This is a genomic window from Bradyrhizobium sp. CCBAU 51627 (genome assembly GCF_028128765.1).
Lineage (GTDB): Bacteria > Pseudomonadota > Alphaproteobacteria > Rhizobiales > Xanthobacteraceae > Bradyrhizobium.
This window is the reverse complement of sequence record NZ_LBJG01000090.1, coordinates 180,472-199,879: the sequence shown is the minus strand read 5'-3', so window position 1 is coordinate 199,879 and position 19,408 is coordinate 180,472. Positions and strand designations below refer to the sequence as shown.

Sequence of the window (19,408 nt, the reverse complement as noted above, 5' to 3'; positions counted from 1 at the left end):
AGGTGTCCGACGGCCTACAAGATATCAATGATCAAGCGGGTTGAGAGAGGCGACGGCGTTCAGCCGGTGAGCTCGGAATTTCTTTAGCCCAGCCTCCTCCGCTGGCTCAAATACCGCAGCGCGAGCTTGATGAAATTATGCACCACCATCGAGGTCTCGTCTTCCCTGAACACCAGGAACACGTCGGCCGCGGGTGGTGAGGGGCGGATCGGGCGAAACGCGATATCGGCTGTCGTGAAACGCGCGATCGACTGCGGCACCAGCGCGACGCCGAAGCCCGCCGCAATCAGGCTCGGGATCGATTGCGCGTCGACGACCTGCTGGGAGACCCTTGGCAGGAAGCCGGCATCGACGCAGCACGTCTGCACATAGCGCGCGAAATCGGAGCTGTCGGGGTCCAGGATGACGTGATCCTCCGACGCCAATTCACCGAGCGCGACCCGCTTGCGCTTCGCCAACGGATGGCTGCGGGGCACGGCGAGAACGACCTCTTCCCGCCAGGCGAGCTTGCTGGTCAGGTCGCGTTCGCGAGGGACGCCGCGAATGAGCGAGATATTGGTGGTACGGTTGAGCAGCGCCGCGATCTGCAGCGCCGGCGCCTGCTCATGCACCGTCATCCTGACCAGCGGCGCAACCTCCCGGTAGGCCGCCAGCAGTTCCGCAAGACGACCGCGCAGGATCGAGCCGGTCGCGCCGAGATCCAGCGTTCCGATCAGGCCGGCGCCGATCGAGCGCACCTCGTCTTCCGCGGATTTGATCTGCTGCAGGATGGCGCGCCCGCGCAGCAGCATCGCTTCGCCGGCCTGGGTCGGCTCGACCTTGCGGCTCGTCCTGTACAGCAGCTGGGTGCCGAGCTCGGCCTCAAGCGCCTGGATGTGCTGGCTGAGCGGCGGCTGCGACAGGTTCAGCCGGCGGGCGGCGACGGTGAAGCTGCGCTCCTCGGCCACCGCAATGAAGTATCTGAGCTGGCGGAGGTCCATAGCGAAAGCCTATCAATCCTGTCGTTCTATATATTGGACTTGAAGTCGCAGCTGGTCAACGAATGACCGATGGAGCTGTGATCCGCCTGCAAGCGGCGGCTGGCTCTCTCCGCAGCGGCCTCATGCCGCCGCCAAAGACAACAATGGCGAAAGGCTCAAGCCGCCGACCAAGCCAGACCGACACCAGCCACGCGAGCGAGGAAAGCCATGCCCAGGATCTTCAAGTCACTCTTCTTCCAGGTCGTCGTCGCACTCGCGCTCGGCATCGTGCTCGGCATGGCCTATCCTGGTACGGCGGTGCAGCTGAAGCCGTTGGGTGACGGCTTCATCAAGCTCATCAAGATGCTGGTGCCCGTCATCGTCTTCTGCGTCGTGGTGCAGGGAATTTCAGCGGCCGGGGACCTTTCGAAGGTCGGCAGGGTCGGCATCCGCTCGCTGCTCTATTTCGAGATCGTCACCACCGTCGCCCTGATGTTCGGCATTGCGCTGGCCTATTATTTCCAGCCGGGCGCCGGCATGAACATCGATCCCGCGACGCTGGATGCCAAGGCGCTCAGCGGATTCAGCCAGACCGCGGCCCAGGTCGCCGGCGGCGGCGTTTCCGAGTTCCTGATGAAGCTGATCCCCGGCACGATCGTCGGCGCGTTTAGCTCCGGCGATGTCCTGCAGGTCCTGATCGTCTCGATCATGTTCGGTTGCGCGGTGTCTCTGTGCGGCGAGCGCGCAAGGCCGGTGGTCGATTTCATCGAGCGTGTGAACGAGATCATCTTCAAGATGATGAACTTCGTCGTCCGACTCGCCCCGATCGGCGTGTTCGGTGCGATCGCCTTCACCGTGGGCAAATACGGCATTGGTTCGCTCAAGCAGCTCGGAGGCCTCGTCGGCCTGTTCTATCTGGCGGTGGTCCTGTTCGTGGTGGTCGTTCTCGGCGCCATCATGCGGCTGTCCGGTTTCAGCCTGTTCAAGCTGCTCGCCTATCTGCGCGAGGAACTGATGATCGTACTCGGCACGGCCGCGGGCGATAGCGTACTGCCGCAGACCATGCGCAAGCTCGAGCTGCTCGGGATCAAGCGATCGACCGTCGGTCTCGTCATTCCGACCGGATACTCGTTCAACCTTGATGCGTTCTCGATCTACCTGACCCTGGCGGCGGTCTTCATTGCGCAGGCGACCAACACGCCGCTGGCCATGGGGGACCTTCTGGCGATCCTCGGCGTCGCCTTGCTCACCTCCAAGGGGGCGCATGGCGTCCCGGGCTCGGCCATCGTCGTCCTCGCGGCGACGCTGTCGGCTATTCCGGCCATCCCGGCGATTGGCCTCGTGCTGATCTTGTCGGTGGACTGGTTCATTGGTATCGCTCGCGCGCTCGGCAACTATGTCGGAAACTGCGTTGCGACGGTCGTCGTCGCCTCATGGGAAGGCGACCTTGACCGCGCCAAGGCCCATCGCATCCTGAATGGCGAGATGGTTCCGTCGAGCGAGATCCTGCAGGCCGAGCCTGATGCTGCGGCTGCGCCCGTTGCGGGGTTGTGAGCGCGGAGACAGTCGAGGTTGATGATGGCGACAGTTTCGATCGAACCCCTGACGAAGCAGGCGTTCGCGCCGTTCGGCGAAGTCATCGAAACTGATGGGGTGACACCCCTGTCGATCAACCAGGGCTATGCCAGGCGTTTCAACGACCTCGCCAAGATCGACGTCGCCGCGCAAGGCGGACAGACCAATATCAGCTGGTTCGTCGCCTCCATGCGTCCGGCGCCCATCGCCATTCGCCTGATGGAGCGCCATCCCCTGGGAAGTCAGATGTTCATGCCGCTCGGCGGCGCGGATTGGCTGGTCCTCGTTTGCACCGACCCGCGCGATGCCGCGAGCTATCGGGCCTTCGCGGCGACGGGCCATCAGGGTGTGAACTATGCCCGCAACTGCTGGCACCATCCTCTCCTGGTGCTGAGGGATGCAAGCCCCTTCCTGGTCGTCGACCGCAAGGGCGAGGGCAACAATCTCGAAGAATATTGGCTGGACGAGTCCATGCAGCTCGATCTGAAGCCTGATCACCACGAGGCTTGACGATGTCATCGCGAACCTATCACATCCCGCAGGGCGGTCTGCCGCCGCAGACGGATCTTCTGAGCGGCCGTGCGGTCTTCACCACCGCATACGCCGTTATTCCGGGCAGCGTGCAACGGGATATCGTCGTCAGTTACCTGCCGCACTGGGACCACGCGCGGGTATGGGTTCTCGCGCGCCCGCTCTCCGGCTTCGCCGAGACGTTCTCCCATTACTTGATGGAGATCGCGCCGGCTGGCGGCAGCGACATTCCCGAGCCCGACAAGGATGCCGAGGCGGCGCTGTTCGTCGTGGGCGGGCAGGTCACTCTCAAGCTGGCAGGCACGGAAAGCGAGCTGAAGGCCGGCGGCTTCGCCTATGTGCCGCCGGGCTGCGAGTGGAGCCTGCGTAATCGCGGCCCGGGACCGGCCCAGCTGCACTGGATCCGCAAGCTCTACCAGCGCGTGCCGGGTTTGGCTGATCCCGAGCCGATCGTGACCAATGAGCATTCGATCGCGCCGACGCCAATGCCTGATACCGAGGGGCGTTGGGCCACCACGCGCTTCGTCGATCCCGCCGACCTCAGGCACGACATGCACGTCACCATCGTGACGTTCGAGCCGGGCGCAACGATTCCCTTCATGGAAACGCACGTCATGGAGCACGGGCTCTACGTCCTCGAGGGCAAGGCGGTCTACCGACTCAACCGTGACTGGGTGGAGGTGGAGGCCGGCGATTATATGTGGCTGCGCGCGTTCTGCCCGCAGGCCTGCTACGCAGGCGGCCCCGGCCGGTTCCGCTATCTTCTCTACAAGGACGTCAACAGGCACATGAACCTGCGGCAGGGCGCGCCGCTGCTTTAGTCCTGCCGTGGCTCAGCCAGACGCGATCCAGTTGCGCAGGCCTGCGATGGTGGGGAATCCGTCGGCGGCGTAGCTGCGGATCGGCGGAAAGGAGCCTTGCATCATCTCGGCCAGCGCGTGTCCCGGACCGAGTCCAGCACGCGGTCGACGCCACTGCAACACGCTTGTCTGGGTGGTCATTTTCTATCGCCTGAATTGCTAAGTGTTGGCAATAGGTTAGGAGATCAGTTGTGGTCAGCCCCTGGGGACCATTCCGCTGGTTTTGCCCGACCTTCCGGCGCGCATGGCCGAGATCACCATCTCTACCGGTGACGCCGTACCCGCCCGTCGGGGCAGCGCCTCACTGTACGCCTCGGGCGGCGCCTGATATGCTTTTCGTATTGGGACAGTAGATTGCAGTCCGCGAATAACAGACTTCGGCGCGAGCTGGCTTTTTGATCGACGATCGATCCCGCTCGCAGTTTCTTGGCTAAGTTTCTTGGTCAAGTTTTCTTGGCCTAGCGTATTCAACGCTCAACATCGTTATTGCGACAAGCGGCTGCCTCGTCCTCCTCAGATTGGGAGATGTGCCATGGCTGCACAGGATTGGCGTCTCGAAGGCGAATGGCTCAAGAATTGTAATTGCGCGTTTGGCTGCCCCTGCGATTTCAACGCCCGGCCGACGAGTGGCTTTTGCAAAGGGCTGGTCGGCATGAGGATCACCAAAGGACATTTCGAAGGCACTAGCCTCGACGGCCTCTGTTTCGCTGCCACTGTCGACTTCCCGGGCGCGCTGCATGAAGGCAACGGGAAGATGCAGCCCATCATCGATGAGCGCGCGACGCCGGAGCAGCGCCAAGCGCTGCTCAACATCTTCTCCGGCAAGTATTCGGCCGAAGGCACGATGTTTCATATCTTCAGCCTGATCGTGACCACCATTTACGATCCGCTCTTCGTGCCGTTCGAATTTTCCTTCGACAAGAACGGGCGCGTCGCCAGGCTCGTCGCCAAGGGCGTGCTGGAGACGGAGGTCGAACCGATCAAGAATCCGGTGACGGGCGCTCCGCATCGCATTCAGGTCACGATGCCCGACGGCTTCGAACACAGAGGCGCCGAGGTCGCTTCCGCCAACATTCACTCCACCGGCGCGATCGAGTTCGATACACAGGGCACACACAGCTCGCTCGCCACCGTCGTGCAGACGCCGGAAGGTGTTGCTGCCTGATGGGCTAAATTCGGCGTTGGATTTGCCGCGCTGCGTTGGATTTGCCGCGATGTCAGTCAGGTGGTGAGCTTATGACTGGGCTGAGACTGCTCGAACATGTGTTGCGCCGCGACCGCCTGGTCATTGTGGTCGGGCTTGTGGCGGTAGTGGCGCTGGCCTGGACCTACCTGGTGATCGGCGCCGAAATGGATATCGAGATGATGGCCGAGATGCCGGACATGGAGCCGATGCCATGGACGCCGCTCTCTGCCGCGCTGCTGTTCGCCATGTGGTGGGTGATGATGATTGCCATGATGGTGCCGAGTGCGGCGCCTACGGTCCTGTTGTACGCAGCCATCAAGCGCAAGGAGCGCCCCGCCGCTGCAGCAACGGAAGCCTGGGTCTTTCTCGCCGGCTATCTCGTGATATGGGCCGGGTTCAGTCTCGTTGCGGTTCTGGTGCAATGGCTGCTCGAGCACGCCGGGCTTCTGTCAATGGCGATGGCAAGCACCAGCGCGGTGTTGGGCGGCCTCATCCTTGTTGCTGCGGGGCTCTACCAGTTCACGCCGCTCAAGACCGCCTGTCTTCGTTACTGCCAGAGCCCGCTATTGTTCCTCAGCCAGCACTGGCGCCCCGGCACGATGGGCGCATTCGGCATGGGACTTCGCCACGGCGGCTATTGCGTCGGCTGCTGCTGGTTTCTGATGGCGCTGCTGTTCGTCAGCGGCGTGATGAAGCTTGTCTGGATTGTCGGCATTGCCCTCTATGTCGCCTGCGAGAAATTGCTGCCGCTTGGTCCAAGATTCGGTCCAAGGCTCAGCCAGGTGGCCGGCGCGATCCTCATCCTGTGCGGCGCGGTCGCACTTGGGCGCGGGGTGTGAGCATTGATCGCCGATTTGTGATGGCGGGTTCGGCTGCTCAACCCGACATTATCGGGGAAGAGACCCGGGCCGGGGTGTTCGACGTGCAGCGGCCGACCTATCCGCTGCTTGCCGCGAAACTTCGCGCGCGACGCGACAATCTGGTCTCGATGATCGGTGTGCTCGATCAGCGCGCGAGATTGGCGTCCGAAGCGCCTTGAGAGCCCTCTCACACCGGAGACGTCAGCGCGACTTCGGCAGCCTGTCCGGGCGACCGGGCAGCAGTTCTATTCTGCTCGTTTCGCCCCGCACTATGCTATTGCTGCCGCGCAACGATGCGAGGTCTCCATGCTCCCCCTTCCCGCCGACATCTTCACCGAGCCCGACGACGTTTCTCCCGACAGTCTTGCCAATCTCGGGCCGCTGCGCCGGCTCGCCGGCACCTGGCAGGCGGACAAGGGCATCGACATCAATCCAAAGGCGGACGGGCCGGAGCGGCGAACCTTCATCGAGCGCATCCGGATGGACCCGATCGATCCGCAGGCCAACGGACCGCAACTGCTCTATGGCTTGCGCTATCACATTCACATCAACACGCCCGAAGAAGACATCACGTTCCACGACCAGGTCGGCTATTGGCTGTGGGAGCCCGCGACCGGGCTGGTCATGCAGACGCTGGCGATCCCGCGCGGGCAGGTGCTGCTGGCCTCGGGGCAGGCCAATCCGGACGACAAGAAAATCTCGGTCACGGCGAAGCGCGGCGACACCGCCTACGGCATCTGCTCGACCGACTTCCTGGAACAGGCGTTTCGCACCGACAGCTATCGCTGCGACATCTCCTTCAACGACGACGGCAGCTGGAGCTACCTGATCCAAACCGAGTTGTTCGTCCGCGGTGCCCCGTTCAATCATCATGACAGCAATACGCTCAAGCTGGTCGCGCCGCCCCAGCTCAACCCGCTCGCGGTGATCGTGAACGATCGTGCCAAGGGAAATAGGCCGGCCTGAGAAGGTGGCTGCGGAGAATTGTCATGAAGCCCTATGTTATCTGTCTGATGCACGCGAGCCTCGACGGCCGCACCCATCCGAGCCGCTGGCGCCCAAAGGGCGCAGGCACCGACTGGTTCGAGAAGATCCATGACGAGCTCGGCGGCGATGCCTGGGTGATCGGCCGCGTGACCGGCTCCGAGTTCGCCAAGGGCGAGCCCTATCCCGAAACGCCGAACCAAAAATTCCCCCGCGAAAACTGGTTCGCGCGCCGCGACGCCAGGACCCACGGCGTCGTGCTCGACGCGCATGGCAAGATCGGCTGGGGCCGCTCCGATATCGGCGGCGATCCAATCGTCGTGGTGCTGACCGAGACCGTGCCAGATTCGCATCTGGCCGGCCTGCGCGGCGAGGGCGTGTCCTACATTTTCGCAGGCAGATCCGAGATCGACCTGGTGCTGATGCTGGATATTCTCAACCGCGAGCTTGGCGTGAAGCGCCTGCTGGTGGAGGGTGGCGGCGTCGCCAATGGCGCGTTCCTGCGCGCTGGACTGATCGACGAATTCAACCTGATCCTCAGCCCCGCGATCGACGGCGCGAGGGGCGCGCCCTTCGTATTCGATTCGACCGAGGCCGATAGCGACAAGCGTGCGCCACTCGCGGCGATGACGCTGGAAGCTACGCGCGATCTCGGCGGCGGCGTGCTGTTGCTGCGGTATCTGATCCAGAACGACGCCACGCGCCGATAGCTACCGGCATGTCCGATACGTCAGAGCACATCGTCATCGTCGGCGCAGGCGCCGCCGGACTGATGGCCGCCCGCCAGATCGCACGCGCGGGCAAACGCGTGACGATCCTGGAGGCGCGCGACCGCTGCGGCGGGCGCATCCATCCGCTGCCGGCGTCGGAGTTCGGCTATCCCGCCGATGCCGGTGCCGAGTTCGTCCATGGCGAGGCACCGGTCACGCGCGCGCTCGCGCGCGAAGCCGGGCTGACGGTGCGGACGATCGGCGGCGCGCAATGGAGCTTTGACGGCACGGAATTCTTGCGCGAGAACGCGCGCGATGCCCATGACGCAGAGCTTCATGCTGCCGTGAAGGATCTGACGGACGATCTCACCGTCGCCGACTTCCTCAGCCGGCATTTCGCCGGTCCGGACCACGCGCGGCTGCGCCATGCTGTCGAACGCATGGTCGAGGGCTACGATGCGGCCGACCCCGAGCACGCCTCGACGCTCGCACTGCGCGACGAATGGATGAACGAGGGGCATTCGGCACAGGCGCGCATTGACGGCGGCTATGGCGGCCTGATCGACTTTCTGGTCGCCGCGTGCCGCAAGTGCGGTGTTGCTATTCACCTCGGTGCCGTCGTCACCGCGATCGAGGAGAGTGGGGACAAGATTGTTGTCCGCTGTGCCGGCGGTGCGATGCAAACATGCGATCGCCTCATTCTCACTGTGCCGCTGCCGTTGCTGCGACAGATCGCGCTGCCTGCAGCCGTGCGCGCGAAGGCTGCGGCCGCTGACGACATCGGCTTCGGCAGCGTCATCAAGATTCTGCTGCGGTTTGTGCGGCCATGGTGGTGCGAGCGACGCGAGGAGCTCGCGGACATGCTATTCCTGCTGTCGGATGAAACGATTCCTGTGTGGTGGACGCGATATCCGGACCGGCATCCGGTCCTGACGGGATGGTTCGGGGGTCCGCGAACGGCGGAGCTGTCGCATCTCGATTCACAAGGATTGGTTGACGTTGGGATCTCTTCGCTCGCCGCGATCTTCAGCATTCCGCGCGAGGAGATTGCGCGCGGCCTTGTGGCGGCTACAGCGACCAACTGGGCGCACGATCCCTTCGCCCGCGGTGCCTATTCCTGGGCAACGCCGCGAACGAGCGCGGCGCAGGAGCAACTGGCGTGCGTCGATGGCATCGTGCTGTTCTCAGGTGAAGCGCTCTATCGCGGCCGCGATATGGGCACGGTCGAGGCCGCGTTCGCGAGTGGAATGGAAACGGCGGCCTCGATCTTGAGGAGCTGAGAAAGAAGGCCCGCATCTCTGCGGACCTTCTCCTCTCACCAGCGACTGCCGCCGAAGCTGAAGTTCACACCGGGACCGCCGCGGTAATAGCCGTAGGGGCCGCCACCGTAATAGCCACGATGCCGCGGGTAATAGCCATAGCCGCGATAATGCGGCCGGTAATAGCCGTGGTGCGGGCGCCAGTGGTGATGGCGGTGGCCGTAATGGTGGCGCCGGTGCTGCGCGCTGATGTCGGTCGATTGGCTAACTTGCGCGTTCGGCTGGGCCTTTCCGCCGGCCGCGTTGGCTGCGGATCCGCCGGCCAGCGCCGCAGCGCCGACAGCCATCGCGACAAAGAGATACTTCATGTCATCACTCCAGTTGAGATGCGAGTGACAACAGATGGATATCCCTGGCGTTCCGGCGAGAGCGGGCGTCGAAACGACGCAGACGATGGATGTGCAATCGCGCTGAGGTTTATTGTCGCATCGCTGTCAGCGAGGCAATTGCCTCGCTCGTGGTCACGATGCGGGCAAATTCGCCGTTCAGGTTCGACAAGGTCATCGCGTGAATGTCCTCGGCCGAATGCGTGTCGCCGTCGGGACCAGTGCGGTCGAACGTCCAGGTCGCGTCACGCACGAGATGCGCGTCGAAGCCGAGATTGCCTGCCATCCGCGTCGTCGTCTCGACGCAATGATTGGTGGTGGCGCCGCAGATCACGACCGTGGCGATGCCGCTTGCGCGCAGACGCGCCTCGAGGTCGGTGCCGATGAAGGCGCTGTTGACGCGCTTGACGATCACGGGCTCGCCGGCCTGCTCGCGCGCCTCGTCCTTGACGGCATAGCCGGGGCGTTCGGGGCGAAACGTCGAGTTTGGCTTGGTGCCTTCGTGGCGGATGTGAAAGATCGGGGCCCCGCTCGCCCTGAAAGCCGCGAGCAGATCGACGATGCGCGCCACCGCATCCGGATTGTTGCGCCGCTTGCCCGCCGCCTCCCATTCGTCGAATGCACGCTGGACGTCGACGACGATGAGGGCGGGAAGGGGGGAGGACATGGGGCGGATCTTTCGAACAGCGTGCCAGGTCGAATATGCGAGACGGAAATCAGCGCGCGCAATGCCGATCTTCCCTCGTTTCGGGACGCCATCAGGGCCACAGAATCTACGGATGCGGCCCGGGAAAGCCGTGGCGCTCGGACAGTGCGGCAAGGATGGCATCTTTGTCGGCGATGAAGGCGCGACCCTGGTGGCTGCCGGTCTGGTGCGGCGATGTCGCGCCGTCTGCCAGTACGAGGAGCGGCAGCCACTGGTTCTCTTCGCCGACGAGCGCAATCACGGCCTGCCGCGGCTTTGGCCAGGCGATGCGTTCGACGTCGAGCTTTTCAGCCAGCGCCGGAAACGAGGCGAGCACGCCCTCGATCAGCGCGCAATGCGAGCAATAGAAGCGCTGGCCGGGGTAGGCCGGGTCTTCGAAACCGGGGCGCAGCAGAAAAAGGCGGTCGCGCGTCATGGGTCGCTCCGAAGCAACGGTCGCCTGCGGAATTATAATGCATGGATGGTCGGATGCTACCCGTCGGCTCGCAGGTCGCAGCGTGTCTGCATCCTAACATGCATTGGTCTCCGTAATGCTGCGGGGCACCAATGTAAATTCCCGCGAGAGGATGGAACCAAAGCTTAAGGCTGAGCAGCCTAGGCTTCCGACGAAACGCTGGGAGGTTTCCCAAGTCGTTCGTTGCAGAAAGGACCGCCCGGAAGCTCCGGGCAATGAGTTCATGCCGGGTTTCGAGCCGCTGCCAACGGCCGGTGCTGTAGTTTCGTCCGGTCACGATTCAGATCGCCGGCATTCCATGATGCGGGCGGCAGATGCCGCGCGCCGCGTTGGAGCGAGCCTGTGGCGCAGTGTGCCGCTGCAACTGGCGGTGTTCTTTCTGCCGCTGGTGTGGATCAGTTATTTCGCGATCACTGCCTCGGAAAGAACGGAGGCGTTGCAGCAGGCGCGGTCGCACGGCGACAGCGTCGCAAAACTATTCCAGGAGAATACCGAGCGCATCTTCGAGCGCGTCGATCAATCGTTGTCGATCGTACAGACGCTTTACGCGCAGGATCCGGCCGGCTTCAACCTGAAGTCCTGGGGCGACAGGGCGCATCTTGCGAGCGGCGACGTCGTCCAGTTGTCGCTGATTGGCCTCGACGGTTACATGCTTGCCACCACCTCGGGCTATTCCGGTCCGCCGCTCTATCTCGGCGATCGCGAGCACTTCATCGAGACGCTCCGGCAACCCGACGACAGGCTCTATGTCGCCAAGCCGGTCCTCGGCCGGGCTTCGAACAAGTGGACGATCCAGCTCGCGCGCAAGCTGTTGGACCAGCGCCAGGCCGCCACTGGCGTCATCGTCGGCTCGATCAGCGTCGACATGGTCGGCAATTTCTACGAGACCGCCAGGCTCGGCAGCGGAGGCACTCTCGTTCTCCGCAATGCGAACTACGTCGTGCTTGCCGCGCGCGGCGTGGACCAGAGGGGATTTGTCGGGCAGGTGGCTGTCGGGCAGATCCAAAGCCGGCTACAGGACGCCGATGGGCAGTACTGGAGCGAAGGTCGCACGGACCGTAGCAACAGATTGATCACCTTACGCAGATCCTCGCTGTTCCCGCTAATCTTCACCGTTGGTATCGCGGAGCAGGAAATCTATGCACATTATCAGGCCAGAAGGGATGCCTATCTGGGCAGTGCGCTCGCCCTGACCTTGGTGATCATCGTTGCGACGACGCTGTACTGGCGAAGGCAGCAGGCTCTCGACCGGGCCCAGTTCGAATTGCGCGATTCGCTGAGCAAGTTCGAGGATGCGCTGCGCAACCTGCCGCAGGGATTGAGCATGTTCGACGGCAATGATCGTCTGGTCGCATTCAATTATCAGTGGCTGGACATGTACGGCCTTTCGCCCAACGATATCCGCGTCGGAATGACCTTCCACGAGGTGTTCGCCCACCAGGATGCCGTGTCGGATCTTAGCGGATATCTAAGCGATCTGAAGCGCCGGCTTGCCACGTCGGAACACACGTCGAATACGCTGACATTCCCCAATGGCCGGATCGTCTACATTTCCTACGGTCGGCGCCAGGACGGCGGCTGGGTTGCGATGCATCAGGACATCACCGAGCGTAAGGCGTCCGAGGACCGGATCGAGAAGCTTGCCCATTATGACAGCTTGACGGGACTGGCAAACCGCAACCTGTTCAAGGAACGAATCGACGAGGCTCTGGCGAGATACCGGCGGATGAAGACGCCTTTCGCCGTGCTTCTGTGCGACCTCGACAAGTTCAAGTCGGTCAACGATGCCCTTGGTCATCAGTCCGGCGATGCGCTGCTCAGTCAGGTCGCTGCCCGGATCAAGGCCGAAATACGCGAGGTCGATACCGCGGCGCGAATGGGAGGCGATGAATTCGCGCTGATCGTGATGCCGGGCCGGGGGTCGCTCGAGGACAGCACGGCCATCCTGGCGGACCGGCTCGTCAAGGCGCTTGCTGCCCCTTACGAGATTGACGGCCATCCGGTCGTAATCGGGTGCAGCATCGGCGTCGCTTTGGTGCCCGAGCATGGGACGCGAATCGACGAAGTGCTCCGCAATGCCGACCTTGCGTTGTACAAGTCGAAAAATGCGGGCCGCAATTGCTCCAACGTCTATTCGCCGGACCTGAAGGTCGAGGCCGACCAGCGCAGTCTCCTCGAGATTGAATTGCGCGAGGCGATCTGGCGCGAGGAGATCGAGGTCTTCTACCAGCCGGTGGTCGAGCTCGGCACGGGCCGAACGGTTTCGGTGGAAGCGCTCGCACGCTGGCACCACGTGGCCCGAGGCTTCGTCCCACCGACGGAATTCATTCCGATCGCCGAGGAGGCCGGGCTGATCGTCGAGCTCGGAAATCTAGTGCTGGCAAAGGCGTGCCGCGATGCGATGAAATTGCCGGATGACGTGAAGGTCGCCGTCAATCTGTCGGCCGTCCAGTTCACCAAGAGCAACCTCGTCGACGTCGTGAAGTTCGCGCTCGCCGAGAGCGGGCTTCCCGAACGCCGGCTGGAGCTTGAAATCACCGAGAGCGTGTTCCTGGCTGACAGCGCCGAGAATCTGAAGACGCTGCGGAGCCTGAAAGCTCTCGGAGTGTCGATCGCGCTCGACGATTTCGGGGTCGGCTATTCGTCGCTTTCATACCTGACCGCCTTTCCATTCGACAAGGTCAAGGTCGACAAGGCGTTCATGGATCGGATCGACCGGCCCGAGACGCGCGCCGTGCTGGGATCAATCGTCCAGCTGGTGCGGACGCTCAACCTCGCGATCGTCGCCGAAGGCGTCGAGACCCAGGAGCAGGTCAACGAAATAGGCGCGCTCGGCATTCCGCTAGGCCAGGGCTATTTCTTTCGCAAGCCGGTGCCGCTCGCAGATATCGCCTCGCCATCCTCGACCGCACCCAAGTGGCAGGCAGTCGCCTAGCGAGCCTGGCTCCTGCACGGTCGCGGCCTGGCGTTTTGCTCAGGATCAATCTTGCCGGGGACCGGTTGGCATAGCTTGCGATCCGGTGGATCCTGCGGGATTGCAGGATATCCCGAGTAAAAACATGGCAGACCAGACCCCGCAGACGCAAGGCGAGCCCGGCACGCTCGCCGACGTGACGACACTGCCGCAGCTCCTGCGCTGGCGCGTCGGTGCTACGCCGGCAGCGGAAGCCTATCGGCATTTCGACGCCTCGGTGGGCCGCTGGATCAGCCAGTCCTGGCAGGAGATCAACGCGGAATTCGAGATCTGGCGCCGGGCGCTCGCCGCCGAAGGCTTCGCGCCCGGCGAGCGCGTTGCGATCCTGATGCCGAACGGCACGGCGCATATCGCGATGGACCAGGCGGCGCTGTCGCGCGGTCTCGTGCCGGTGCCGATGCATGCGGTCGACAATCCCGACAGCATCGCCTACATCCTTGCCGACTCGGGCGCCCAGTTCCTGTTCGTCGATACGCTCGAGCGTTGGCAGGCGATTGTTGCCGCCGGCCCGCCGCTCGACCATCTCAGGCGCATCATCTGCGCGGATGCGAGCGGAGCGGCGGTAGCAGACGCGCGCGTCGTCGCGCTCGACCGCTGGCTCGCCGCCGCGCCCGGCGCGACCGCGCCAATGGCGGATGTCGCGGTGAAACCGGACGATCTTGCCGCCATCGTCTACACCTCCGGCACGACCGGGCGGCCGAAGGGCGTGATGCTGTCGCACGGCAACGTTGTCGCCAATGTGAAGGCGATCGCGCAGCGCATCGCGGCCGCGCCGGATGACGTCTTTCTGTCCTTTCTGCCGCTTTCGCACACATTCGAGCGTACCGGCGGCTACTACTATCCGATCGCGGCGGGCGCCTGCGTGGCCTATGCGCGCTCGGTGCCGCTGCTGTCGGAGGATTTGAAGCACGTTCGGCCGACGGTGCTGGTTTCAGTGCCGCGGATTTACGAGCGCATGTCGGCGCTGATCATGCAGCACCGCGCCGCGGCCGGAGCTTTGGAACGCGCGCTGTTCGACCTCACGCTCGCCGTAGGTAGCAGGCGTTTCGACGCGCGGCAGGGGCACGGTATGCTGTCGCCGCTCGATCGGCTGATCTGGCCGCTGCTGAAGCGGGTCGTCGCCGACAAGGTGCTGGCACAGCTCGGCGGTCGTCTGCGAGTCGCGGTCTCCGGTGGCGCCCCGATCGCAGAGCCGGTGATCCGCCTCTTCCTCGCGCTCGGGCTCGACATCCTCCAGGGCTACGGCATGACCGAGACCTCGCCGGTGGTCTCCGTCAACACCATCGAGGACAACGATCCGCGTTCGGTCGGTCATGTCCTTGACGGCGTCGAGGTCAGGCTGGGCGAGAACGATGAGCTGCTCGTGCGCGGGCCGAGCGTGATGCTGGGCTACTGGAACAAGCCGGACGAGACGCGGCGCGTGAAGGAGCCCGACGGCTGGCTGCACACCGGCGACCAGGCGCGGATCGAGAACGGACGCATCACCATCACCGGTCGCCTCAAGGACATCCTGGTCACCTCGACCGGCGAGAAGATCGCGCCGGTGGATCTGGAGACCGCGATCCTCGCCGATCCCCTGTTCGAGCAGGCGCTGGTGGTCGGCGAGCAGCGCCCCTTCCTCGCGGCGCTGGTCGTGCTCAACGCGAAGGCCTGGGTGCAGGAGAAGGAACGGCTCGCGGCCAGCGGCCGGCAAGGCGGAGCGGCGGAGCGCGCCGCTCTGCTCGCCAGAATCGCCGCGGCCGTGAAAGCCTATCCGTCCTACGCGACGCCGCGTGCCGTCTGGTGGACGCTGGACCCATGGACCATTGGCGCGGGGTTGCTGACGCCGACGCTGAAGAACAAGCGCCCGGCGCTCGAGCGCCGCTTCACCGCCGAGATCGAGCAGATCTACGCGAAGAAGCCTCCAGCCGTGCACGACGCGCGCGGCGGATGAGGGGGACAGCCTCGCAACGCCGGCCTCAGCTCAATGTGATGGTCGGTGCCCTTACGTTTGATCCAGCGCAACTTTGACCCACGCCCACCGATGCAATGTCGTGCCGAAAGCTGGACTGCAATCGAGGCAAGTCATGAAGGCATATTTCATCGGCGGTGGCATCGGATCGCTCGCGGGCGCCGCATTCCTCATTCGTGATGCGGGGCTTTCGGGGCGGGACATCATGATCTACGAGGCGCAGCCGCTGGTCGGCGGCAGCCTCGACGGCGAGCAGCTTGCGCGTGATCCTCGCGACGCTGGAGAAGGCGTTCGCCTGACGCCCGCTACTTGAACGGATCCTGGATCGAGGGCGACGACTGCCTGATGCGGCGGACGCTCACCGGCGTGCCGTCGGAGACGAACAGCAGTTCATAGGTCCGGCCCTCGTTGTCGGTCGCCGAGCAGGTGACGTCCTTCACCTTCCTGGCGGCGAAATTGCCGGTCTGCCGGCACACGCCCGTGGAGGTTTGCTCCGCGGGTACCGGAAGGCCGTCGACTTTGGGCCGGTCCTTGGAGTTGAGCAGCATGCGGTCGATCGGCAGTTCGTAGGAATTGTCGTCGGCCCGCCTGCCGTGCTCGCCGGAGAACGACACGACGTGGTGCTCGTCGCTGGGGTCGTCGATGGCGACCGCGAAGTTGACGCGGCCCTTGTCGCCGTGGGCATAGGCCACGGTCTTGCAGGCGAAGGCGTGCCCGGCGACCTTCAGCGTCTTGCAATGGCCTGACATCAGCGCCAGCAGATCGATGAAGGAATGCTGCTGGGCCGGCGGATTGTTGACCGGAATCGCGGTGGAAGACCCGGCAAAACAAGGGCCTGCGAGAGAGACGAGGATTGCAGCCAGGACCGGTCGGCGGAGGCGCATCGTCAGGCTCATATGCCAGGGGGCCACGGACGGGCGGAAGTTCCGCCCGATAACCATCGAATCGCAAATTGATTGCGATCCCGTTTGCCTTGCCAAACCAGACTGGAATACCACCGTGTCACCCTATCGGCGATTCACTTGGACTGCCCCGTCCATCCCGTCGCACTTGCCGTCAGGCCAGTGTTTTTTTCGTGGCAGAGAGCGGCGTGATCACGCCGCCTGTTTCATCGTCCGCGCAAAGGCCGGATAAGTCTCGGCAAGCTCGTCGAAAACCCGTCCCCGCAGCAGCGCCAGCGTTGCGGCATCGGGCCGCTGCGTTTCGCGCACGACGTCAGGCACGGCATAGTCGAAACCGGTGTTCTCCCTGATGTCGGCCGGCGTGAACGGCGGGTGCACGGAGCGCAAGACAAAGCCGCCCGCCTCGCGATCGAAGTCGAAAAGTGCCATGTTGGTCAGCAGCGCATAGGGGCCGCCTCGGCGGGGGACTTCCGGCGTGATCGCCCGGGCGCTGACGAAATCGACCTTGGGTACGAACACGCGCGGCGAATGCTCCTCGCGAAACAGGATCACGCGCGGCACGAGATGATAGAGGTAGGCCGAGCCGAACGAGCCGGGCCAGCGCACGTCGGTCTTTGGATAGTCGCCGGTGCCAACCAGGTTGATGTTGCCCTCGCCGTCGATCTGACCGCCGCCGAGGAAGAAGGCGTCGACGCGGCCCTGGGCGGCACAGTCGAACAGCTCGATGCCGCCATTGGTGAAGAAGTTGTGCGCCTGCGATCCCAGGATCGAGATGCGCACCGGCGGCTTGCCGTCACGCTCGTTGCGCGCACGCAGTAGCATGGCGCCGGCCGCGGGGATCGGCGACGAGGCGCCGACCGCGACGTGACGGATGCCGTCGAGCAGATCGGCAATGGTGGCGATCAGGATCTCGCGCCGTTCGTGATCGGACGACATCTAGGCTACCTGCTTGCGATGCGTCAGGAAGGCCGAGAGATAGGCGCGAAAGCCATCCTCGCTGCGTGCCATCGCCGCGTAACGCGCGATCTCGGCCTCGTCGGCCGGATATTCGTCCCACAGCGCCAGCGGCCAGGCGCCACGTTCGGCGACTGCGATGGCGTCGACATACAGCGACGGCAGCACGCCGGCGGCGGAATCCTCCGTCTCCAGCAGATTGCGATCGACGATGCGTTCGACCGTGACCAGCGTCTTCCTGGACGCATAGGCCATGGTGGCGAGCTCGCGGAAGCGGCCGATCCGCACATTCCCGGCGCGATCGGCCTCCGGCGCGTGGAAGAGCGCAATGTCCGGCGTGATGGCCGGCACCACGACGACCTTGCGCGCCTCGCCGACCGGACTGTCGATCACCTTCCAGTCGGGACGCACCTTGAGCAGGTCGCTGCCGATGATGCCGGCGATCGGCATGAAGGGCACGCCGTGCTGCGCCGCTGACAGGCCGGCGTGAATCGCGGGGCAGGTGGCATCGCGCAAGGTCACGGAGCCCGCCCGCACCGCAGCGCCGAAACGCGGCGCGCCGCCGGCTTCGCCCAGCGAGATGGCGCTGGTCTCGAGCGTCTTGACCGCGCCGGCCCCGATCAGGAGATCGGCCTGCAGGCCGCTGATGGGGACGCAGATCAGGTGAAGATCGTCGATGCCGGCTTCGATGATGGCGGCGGTCGCGGCCATCGCGACGCCGGAACGATCGACCGGAATGGCCAGCGATTGGCCAGGGGCAACGCGCGCGGCCAACGCCTCCAGCGCAACGATCTCGGTCATGGCGTCCTCCGATGCGTTTTTTTCCATCCTGCCTCAAACCATCGCCGCCTGCCAGCGTGCATCGCGCATGGACGGGCGGCGGTGCAAGCGGGCGTCAAGCAGATTGCGGGCGCGTGGCAGCCCGCCGCTGCGGATCAGTGCGAGGAGGAACGTGTCCTCGATCAGCTCGCGCTGAGCGTGGCTGCCGCCGATGCGCACGACGTCGGCGAGGACAGGGTCGAGCTCGCGCACGCATGCCGCGTAATTCTCATCCGCGAAAGCGGCCAGCGCGCGGCAGATCGCAGGCACCACGGGGCCGGCCGGCAGCTTTCCGTCGGCGAGCCGCTGCTCGATCACGGCAAGGCGCACGGCAATCGCTTCGCGATTTTGCGTCGCGGCGGCAAATAGCGCCATGTGAACGTCGGCGAAGGGCAGGCCCGATCTGGGGAATAGTTTTTGCGCGGCGGCGTCGGCCTCGACCCAGAGCGCCTTCGGTACGCTGTGGCCATAGGCCGACAGCCGCCAGAGCAGCGAGGCGCTGTCGGTGACGACGTTGAGCGGCGGCGCCTGCGTGGCAGAGGGCTGGAGCACGTCGGCATAGATATTGAGTGCCCGTGTCGCATCGCCGTGCTCGAGCGCGCCGAGCGCCTGATGCCAGAGGATGTGGCCGTGCAGGATGCCGGCGCGGTCATAGGTCGGAATCCATTCATCGACGAGACGGTCGGCGTCCTCGATCGAGCCGTCCTCGAACATCGCATGCAGCACGGCGTGCGCGGCATGGGCATTGGCCCGGCGTAGATCGAAGCCGCGTTCGGTGACGGTGCGGCCGCGGGCAACGTCGCCGTTCTCGGTCATCGCCCAGCCGGACATGGTGAGAAACCACCAGTCCTCGCCGTAATGATATGCAACGCGCTCACACAGTTCGTGCCGGGCACGGTCGTGATCGGCCATGCCGGAGAAGGCGAACAAGCCGAATGCGCCGAGTGGCAGCGACAGCACCACGGCATCCCGTGGCCAGTTCTCGACGTGCTGCAACATTGCCGCGATCGCTTCAGTCCCACGGCCCTCGATCGCAAGCGCCAGCGTCTCGACATGGGAGCGCTCGCGCTCTGTGCCACGCCTGGCGACGAGCTCGCGCGCCAAGGTCGCCTTGCTCCGTGCGAGGTCACCCTGCTGGTAAAACGCATGCACGCGGGCACGGGCGATATGCGCCAGAGCGAAATCCGGATCGGCCGCAATCGCGCGCTCCAGCGTCTGCGCCGTGCCGGTCCACCCCGAAAGCATGAGGTCGATGCCCTCGCGATAGGCGGACGCCGCCTGATCGGAGGTGGTGGAGAGAGATAGTCCGTAGCGGTCTTCAAGCGCCATCGTCGTCTC

20 protein-coding genes and 1 pseudogene are annotated in these 19,408 nt (G+C 64.4%); 12 read left to right on the top strand and 9 right to left on the bottom strand.

Features of this window, described 5'->3' with window-relative positions:
• Positions 1–83: 83 nt before the first annotated feature.
• Positions 84–980, bottom strand: coding sequence for a LysR substrate-binding domain-containing protein (locus XH88_RS35300; RefSeq protein WP_271672802.1), 897 nt, complete (start codon positions 978–980; stop codon positions 84–86).
• A gap of 207 nt (positions 981–1,187) precedes the next feature.
• Here XH88_RS35300 and dctA point away from each other — a divergent pair, with 207 nt between their 5' ends.
• Genes dctA through XH88_RS35285 form a run of 3 tightly spaced genes read left to right on the top strand, consistent with a single transcriptional unit; the run spans position 1,188 to position 3,886 of the window.
• Positions 1,188–2,513 (top strand): C4-dicarboxylate transporter DctA, encoded by a 1,326-nt coding sequence (gene dctA, locus XH88_RS35295; protein WP_271672801.1) that lies wholly within the window; start codon positions 1,188–1,190, stop codon positions 2,511–2,513.
• 21 nt (positions 2,514–2,534) lie between these two features.
• Positions 2,535–3,044, top strand: coding sequence for an ureidoglycolate lyase (locus tag XH88_RS35290; RefSeq protein ID WP_442868508.1), 510 nt, complete (start codon positions 2,535–2,537; stop codon positions 3,042–3,044).
• A gap of 2 nt (positions 3,045–3,046) precedes the next feature.
• Positions 3,047–3,886, top strand: coding sequence for a bifunctional allantoicase/(S)-ureidoglycine aminohydrolase (locus tag XH88_RS35285; protein WP_271672799.1), 840 nt, complete (start codon positions 3,047–3,049; stop codon positions 3,884–3,886).
• A 12-nt stretch (positions 3,887–3,898) separates the two neighbouring features.
• On the opposite strand, the gene XH88_RS35280 is transcribed toward XH88_RS35285, so the two are convergent.
• Entirely contained in the window at positions 3,899–4,066 is a 168-nt protein-coding gene (locus XH88_RS35280) for a hypothetical protein (RefSeq protein ID WP_271672798.1), read from the bottom strand.
• 391 nt (positions 4,067–4,457) lie between these two features.
• On the opposite strand from XH88_RS35280, the gene XH88_RS35275 reads away from it, so the two are divergent.
• The 6 genes from XH88_RS35275 (at position 4,458) to XH88_RS35250 (ending at position 8,945) form a co-directional block, all read left to right on the top strand.
• On the top strand, positions 4,458–5,090 hold the full coding sequence (locus XH88_RS35275; RefSeq protein ID WP_271672797.1) for a DUF1326 domain-containing protein: 633 nt from the start codon (positions 4,458–4,460) through the stop codon (positions 5,088–5,090).
• A gap of 71 nt (positions 5,091–5,161) precedes the next feature.
• Positions 5,162–5,950 (top strand): DUF2182 domain-containing protein, encoded by a 789-nt coding sequence (locus XH88_RS35270; RefSeq protein ID WP_271672796.1) that lies wholly within the window; start codon positions 5,162–5,164, stop codon positions 5,948–5,950.
• Positions 5,947–6,150, top strand: a complete 204-nt coding sequence (locus XH88_RS35265; RefSeq protein WP_333909281.1) for a hypothetical protein — start codon at positions 5,947–5,949, stop codon at positions 6,148–6,150. Before XH88_RS35270 ends, XH88_RS35265 begins: the two co-directional genes overlap by 4 nt.
• Before the next feature lie 127 nt (positions 6,151–6,277).
• On the top strand, positions 6,278–6,937 hold the full coding sequence (locus XH88_RS35260; RefSeq protein ID WP_271672795.1) for an FABP family protein: 660 nt from the start codon (positions 6,278–6,280) through the stop codon (positions 6,935–6,937).
• Positions 6,938–6,960: 23 nt separating this feature from the next.
• The gene (locus XH88_RS35255; protein ID WP_271672794.1) at positions 6,961–7,665 is read left to right on the top strand and encodes a RibD family protein; all 705 of its coding nucleotides are present in this window, start codon (positions 6,961–6,963) and stop codon (positions 7,663–7,665) included.
• Positions 7,666–7,673: 8 nt separating this feature from the next.
• A complete protein-coding gene (locus tag XH88_RS35250; RefSeq protein WP_271672793.1) occupies positions 7,674–8,945 on the top strand; it encodes a flavin monoamine oxidase family protein in 1,272 nt (423 codons plus the stop codon).
• 35 nt (positions 8,946–8,980) lie between these two features.
• Here the strand turns inward: XH88_RS35250 and XH88_RS35245 are convergent, their stop codons facing one another.
• From XH88_RS35245 to XH88_RS35235, 3 genes are all read right to left on the bottom strand, one after another.
• Entirely contained in the window at positions 8,981–9,292 is a 312-nt protein-coding gene (locus tag XH88_RS35245) for a hypothetical protein (protein WP_271672792.1), read from the bottom strand.
• 109 nt (positions 9,293–9,401) lie between these two features.
• Positions 9,402–9,977, bottom strand: coding sequence for a cysteine hydrolase family protein (locus XH88_RS35240; protein WP_271672791.1), 576 nt, complete (start codon positions 9,975–9,977; stop codon positions 9,402–9,404).
• Between the two features lie 106 nt (positions 9,978–10,083).
• Positions 10,084–10,431 (bottom strand): DUF3088 domain-containing protein, encoded by a 348-nt coding sequence (locus tag XH88_RS35235; RefSeq protein ID WP_271672790.1) that lies wholly within the window; start codon positions 10,429–10,431, stop codon positions 10,084–10,086.
• A 262-nt stretch (positions 10,432–10,693) separates the two neighbouring features.
• Here XH88_RS35235 and XH88_RS35230 point away from each other — a divergent pair, with 262 nt between their 5' ends.
• The 3 genes and pseudogenes from XH88_RS35230 to XH88_RS35220 all read left to right on the top strand — a co-directional run.
• On the top strand, positions 10,694–13,405 hold the full coding sequence (locus tag XH88_RS35230) for a bifunctional diguanylate cyclase/phosphodiesterase (protein ID WP_271672789.1): 2,712 nt from the start codon (positions 10,694–10,696) through the stop codon (positions 13,403–13,405).
• Positions 13,406–13,529: 124 nt separating this feature from the next.
• Positions 13,530–15,377, top strand: a complete 1,848-nt coding sequence (locus XH88_RS35225; RefSeq protein ID WP_271672788.1) for an AMP-dependent synthetase/ligase — start codon at positions 13,530–13,532, stop codon at positions 15,375–15,377.
• A gap of 133 nt (positions 15,378–15,510) precedes the next feature.
• A pseudogene (locus tag XH88_RS35220) lies at positions 15,511–15,654 on the top strand (oleate hydratase); the annotation flags it as partial.
• 46 nt (positions 15,655–15,700) lie between these two features.
• On the opposite strand, the gene XH88_RS35215 reads toward XH88_RS35220, so the two are convergent.
• From XH88_RS35215 to XH88_RS35200, 4 genes are all read right to left on the bottom strand, one after another.
• On the bottom strand, positions 15,701–16,279 hold the full coding sequence (locus XH88_RS35215; RefSeq protein WP_271672787.1) for a hypothetical protein: 579 nt from the start codon (positions 16,277–16,279) through the stop codon (positions 15,701–15,703).
• A gap of 210 nt (positions 16,280–16,489) precedes the next feature.
• Positions 16,490–17,233, bottom strand: coding sequence for a CoA-transferase (locus XH88_RS35210; RefSeq protein ID WP_271672786.1), 744 nt, complete (start codon positions 17,231–17,233; stop codon positions 16,490–16,492).
• Complete coding sequence (locus tag XH88_RS35205) at positions 17,234–18,052, bottom strand: CoA transferase subunit A (protein WP_271672785.1); 819 nt, start codon at positions 18,050–18,052, stop codon at positions 17,234–17,236.
• A 33-nt stretch (positions 18,053–18,085) separates the two neighbouring features.
• A complete protein-coding gene (locus XH88_RS35200) occupies positions 18,086–19,399 on the bottom strand; it encodes a tetratricopeptide repeat protein (protein WP_271672784.1) in 1,314 nt (437 codons plus the stop codon).
• Positions 19,400–19,408 lie beyond the last annotated feature (9 nt).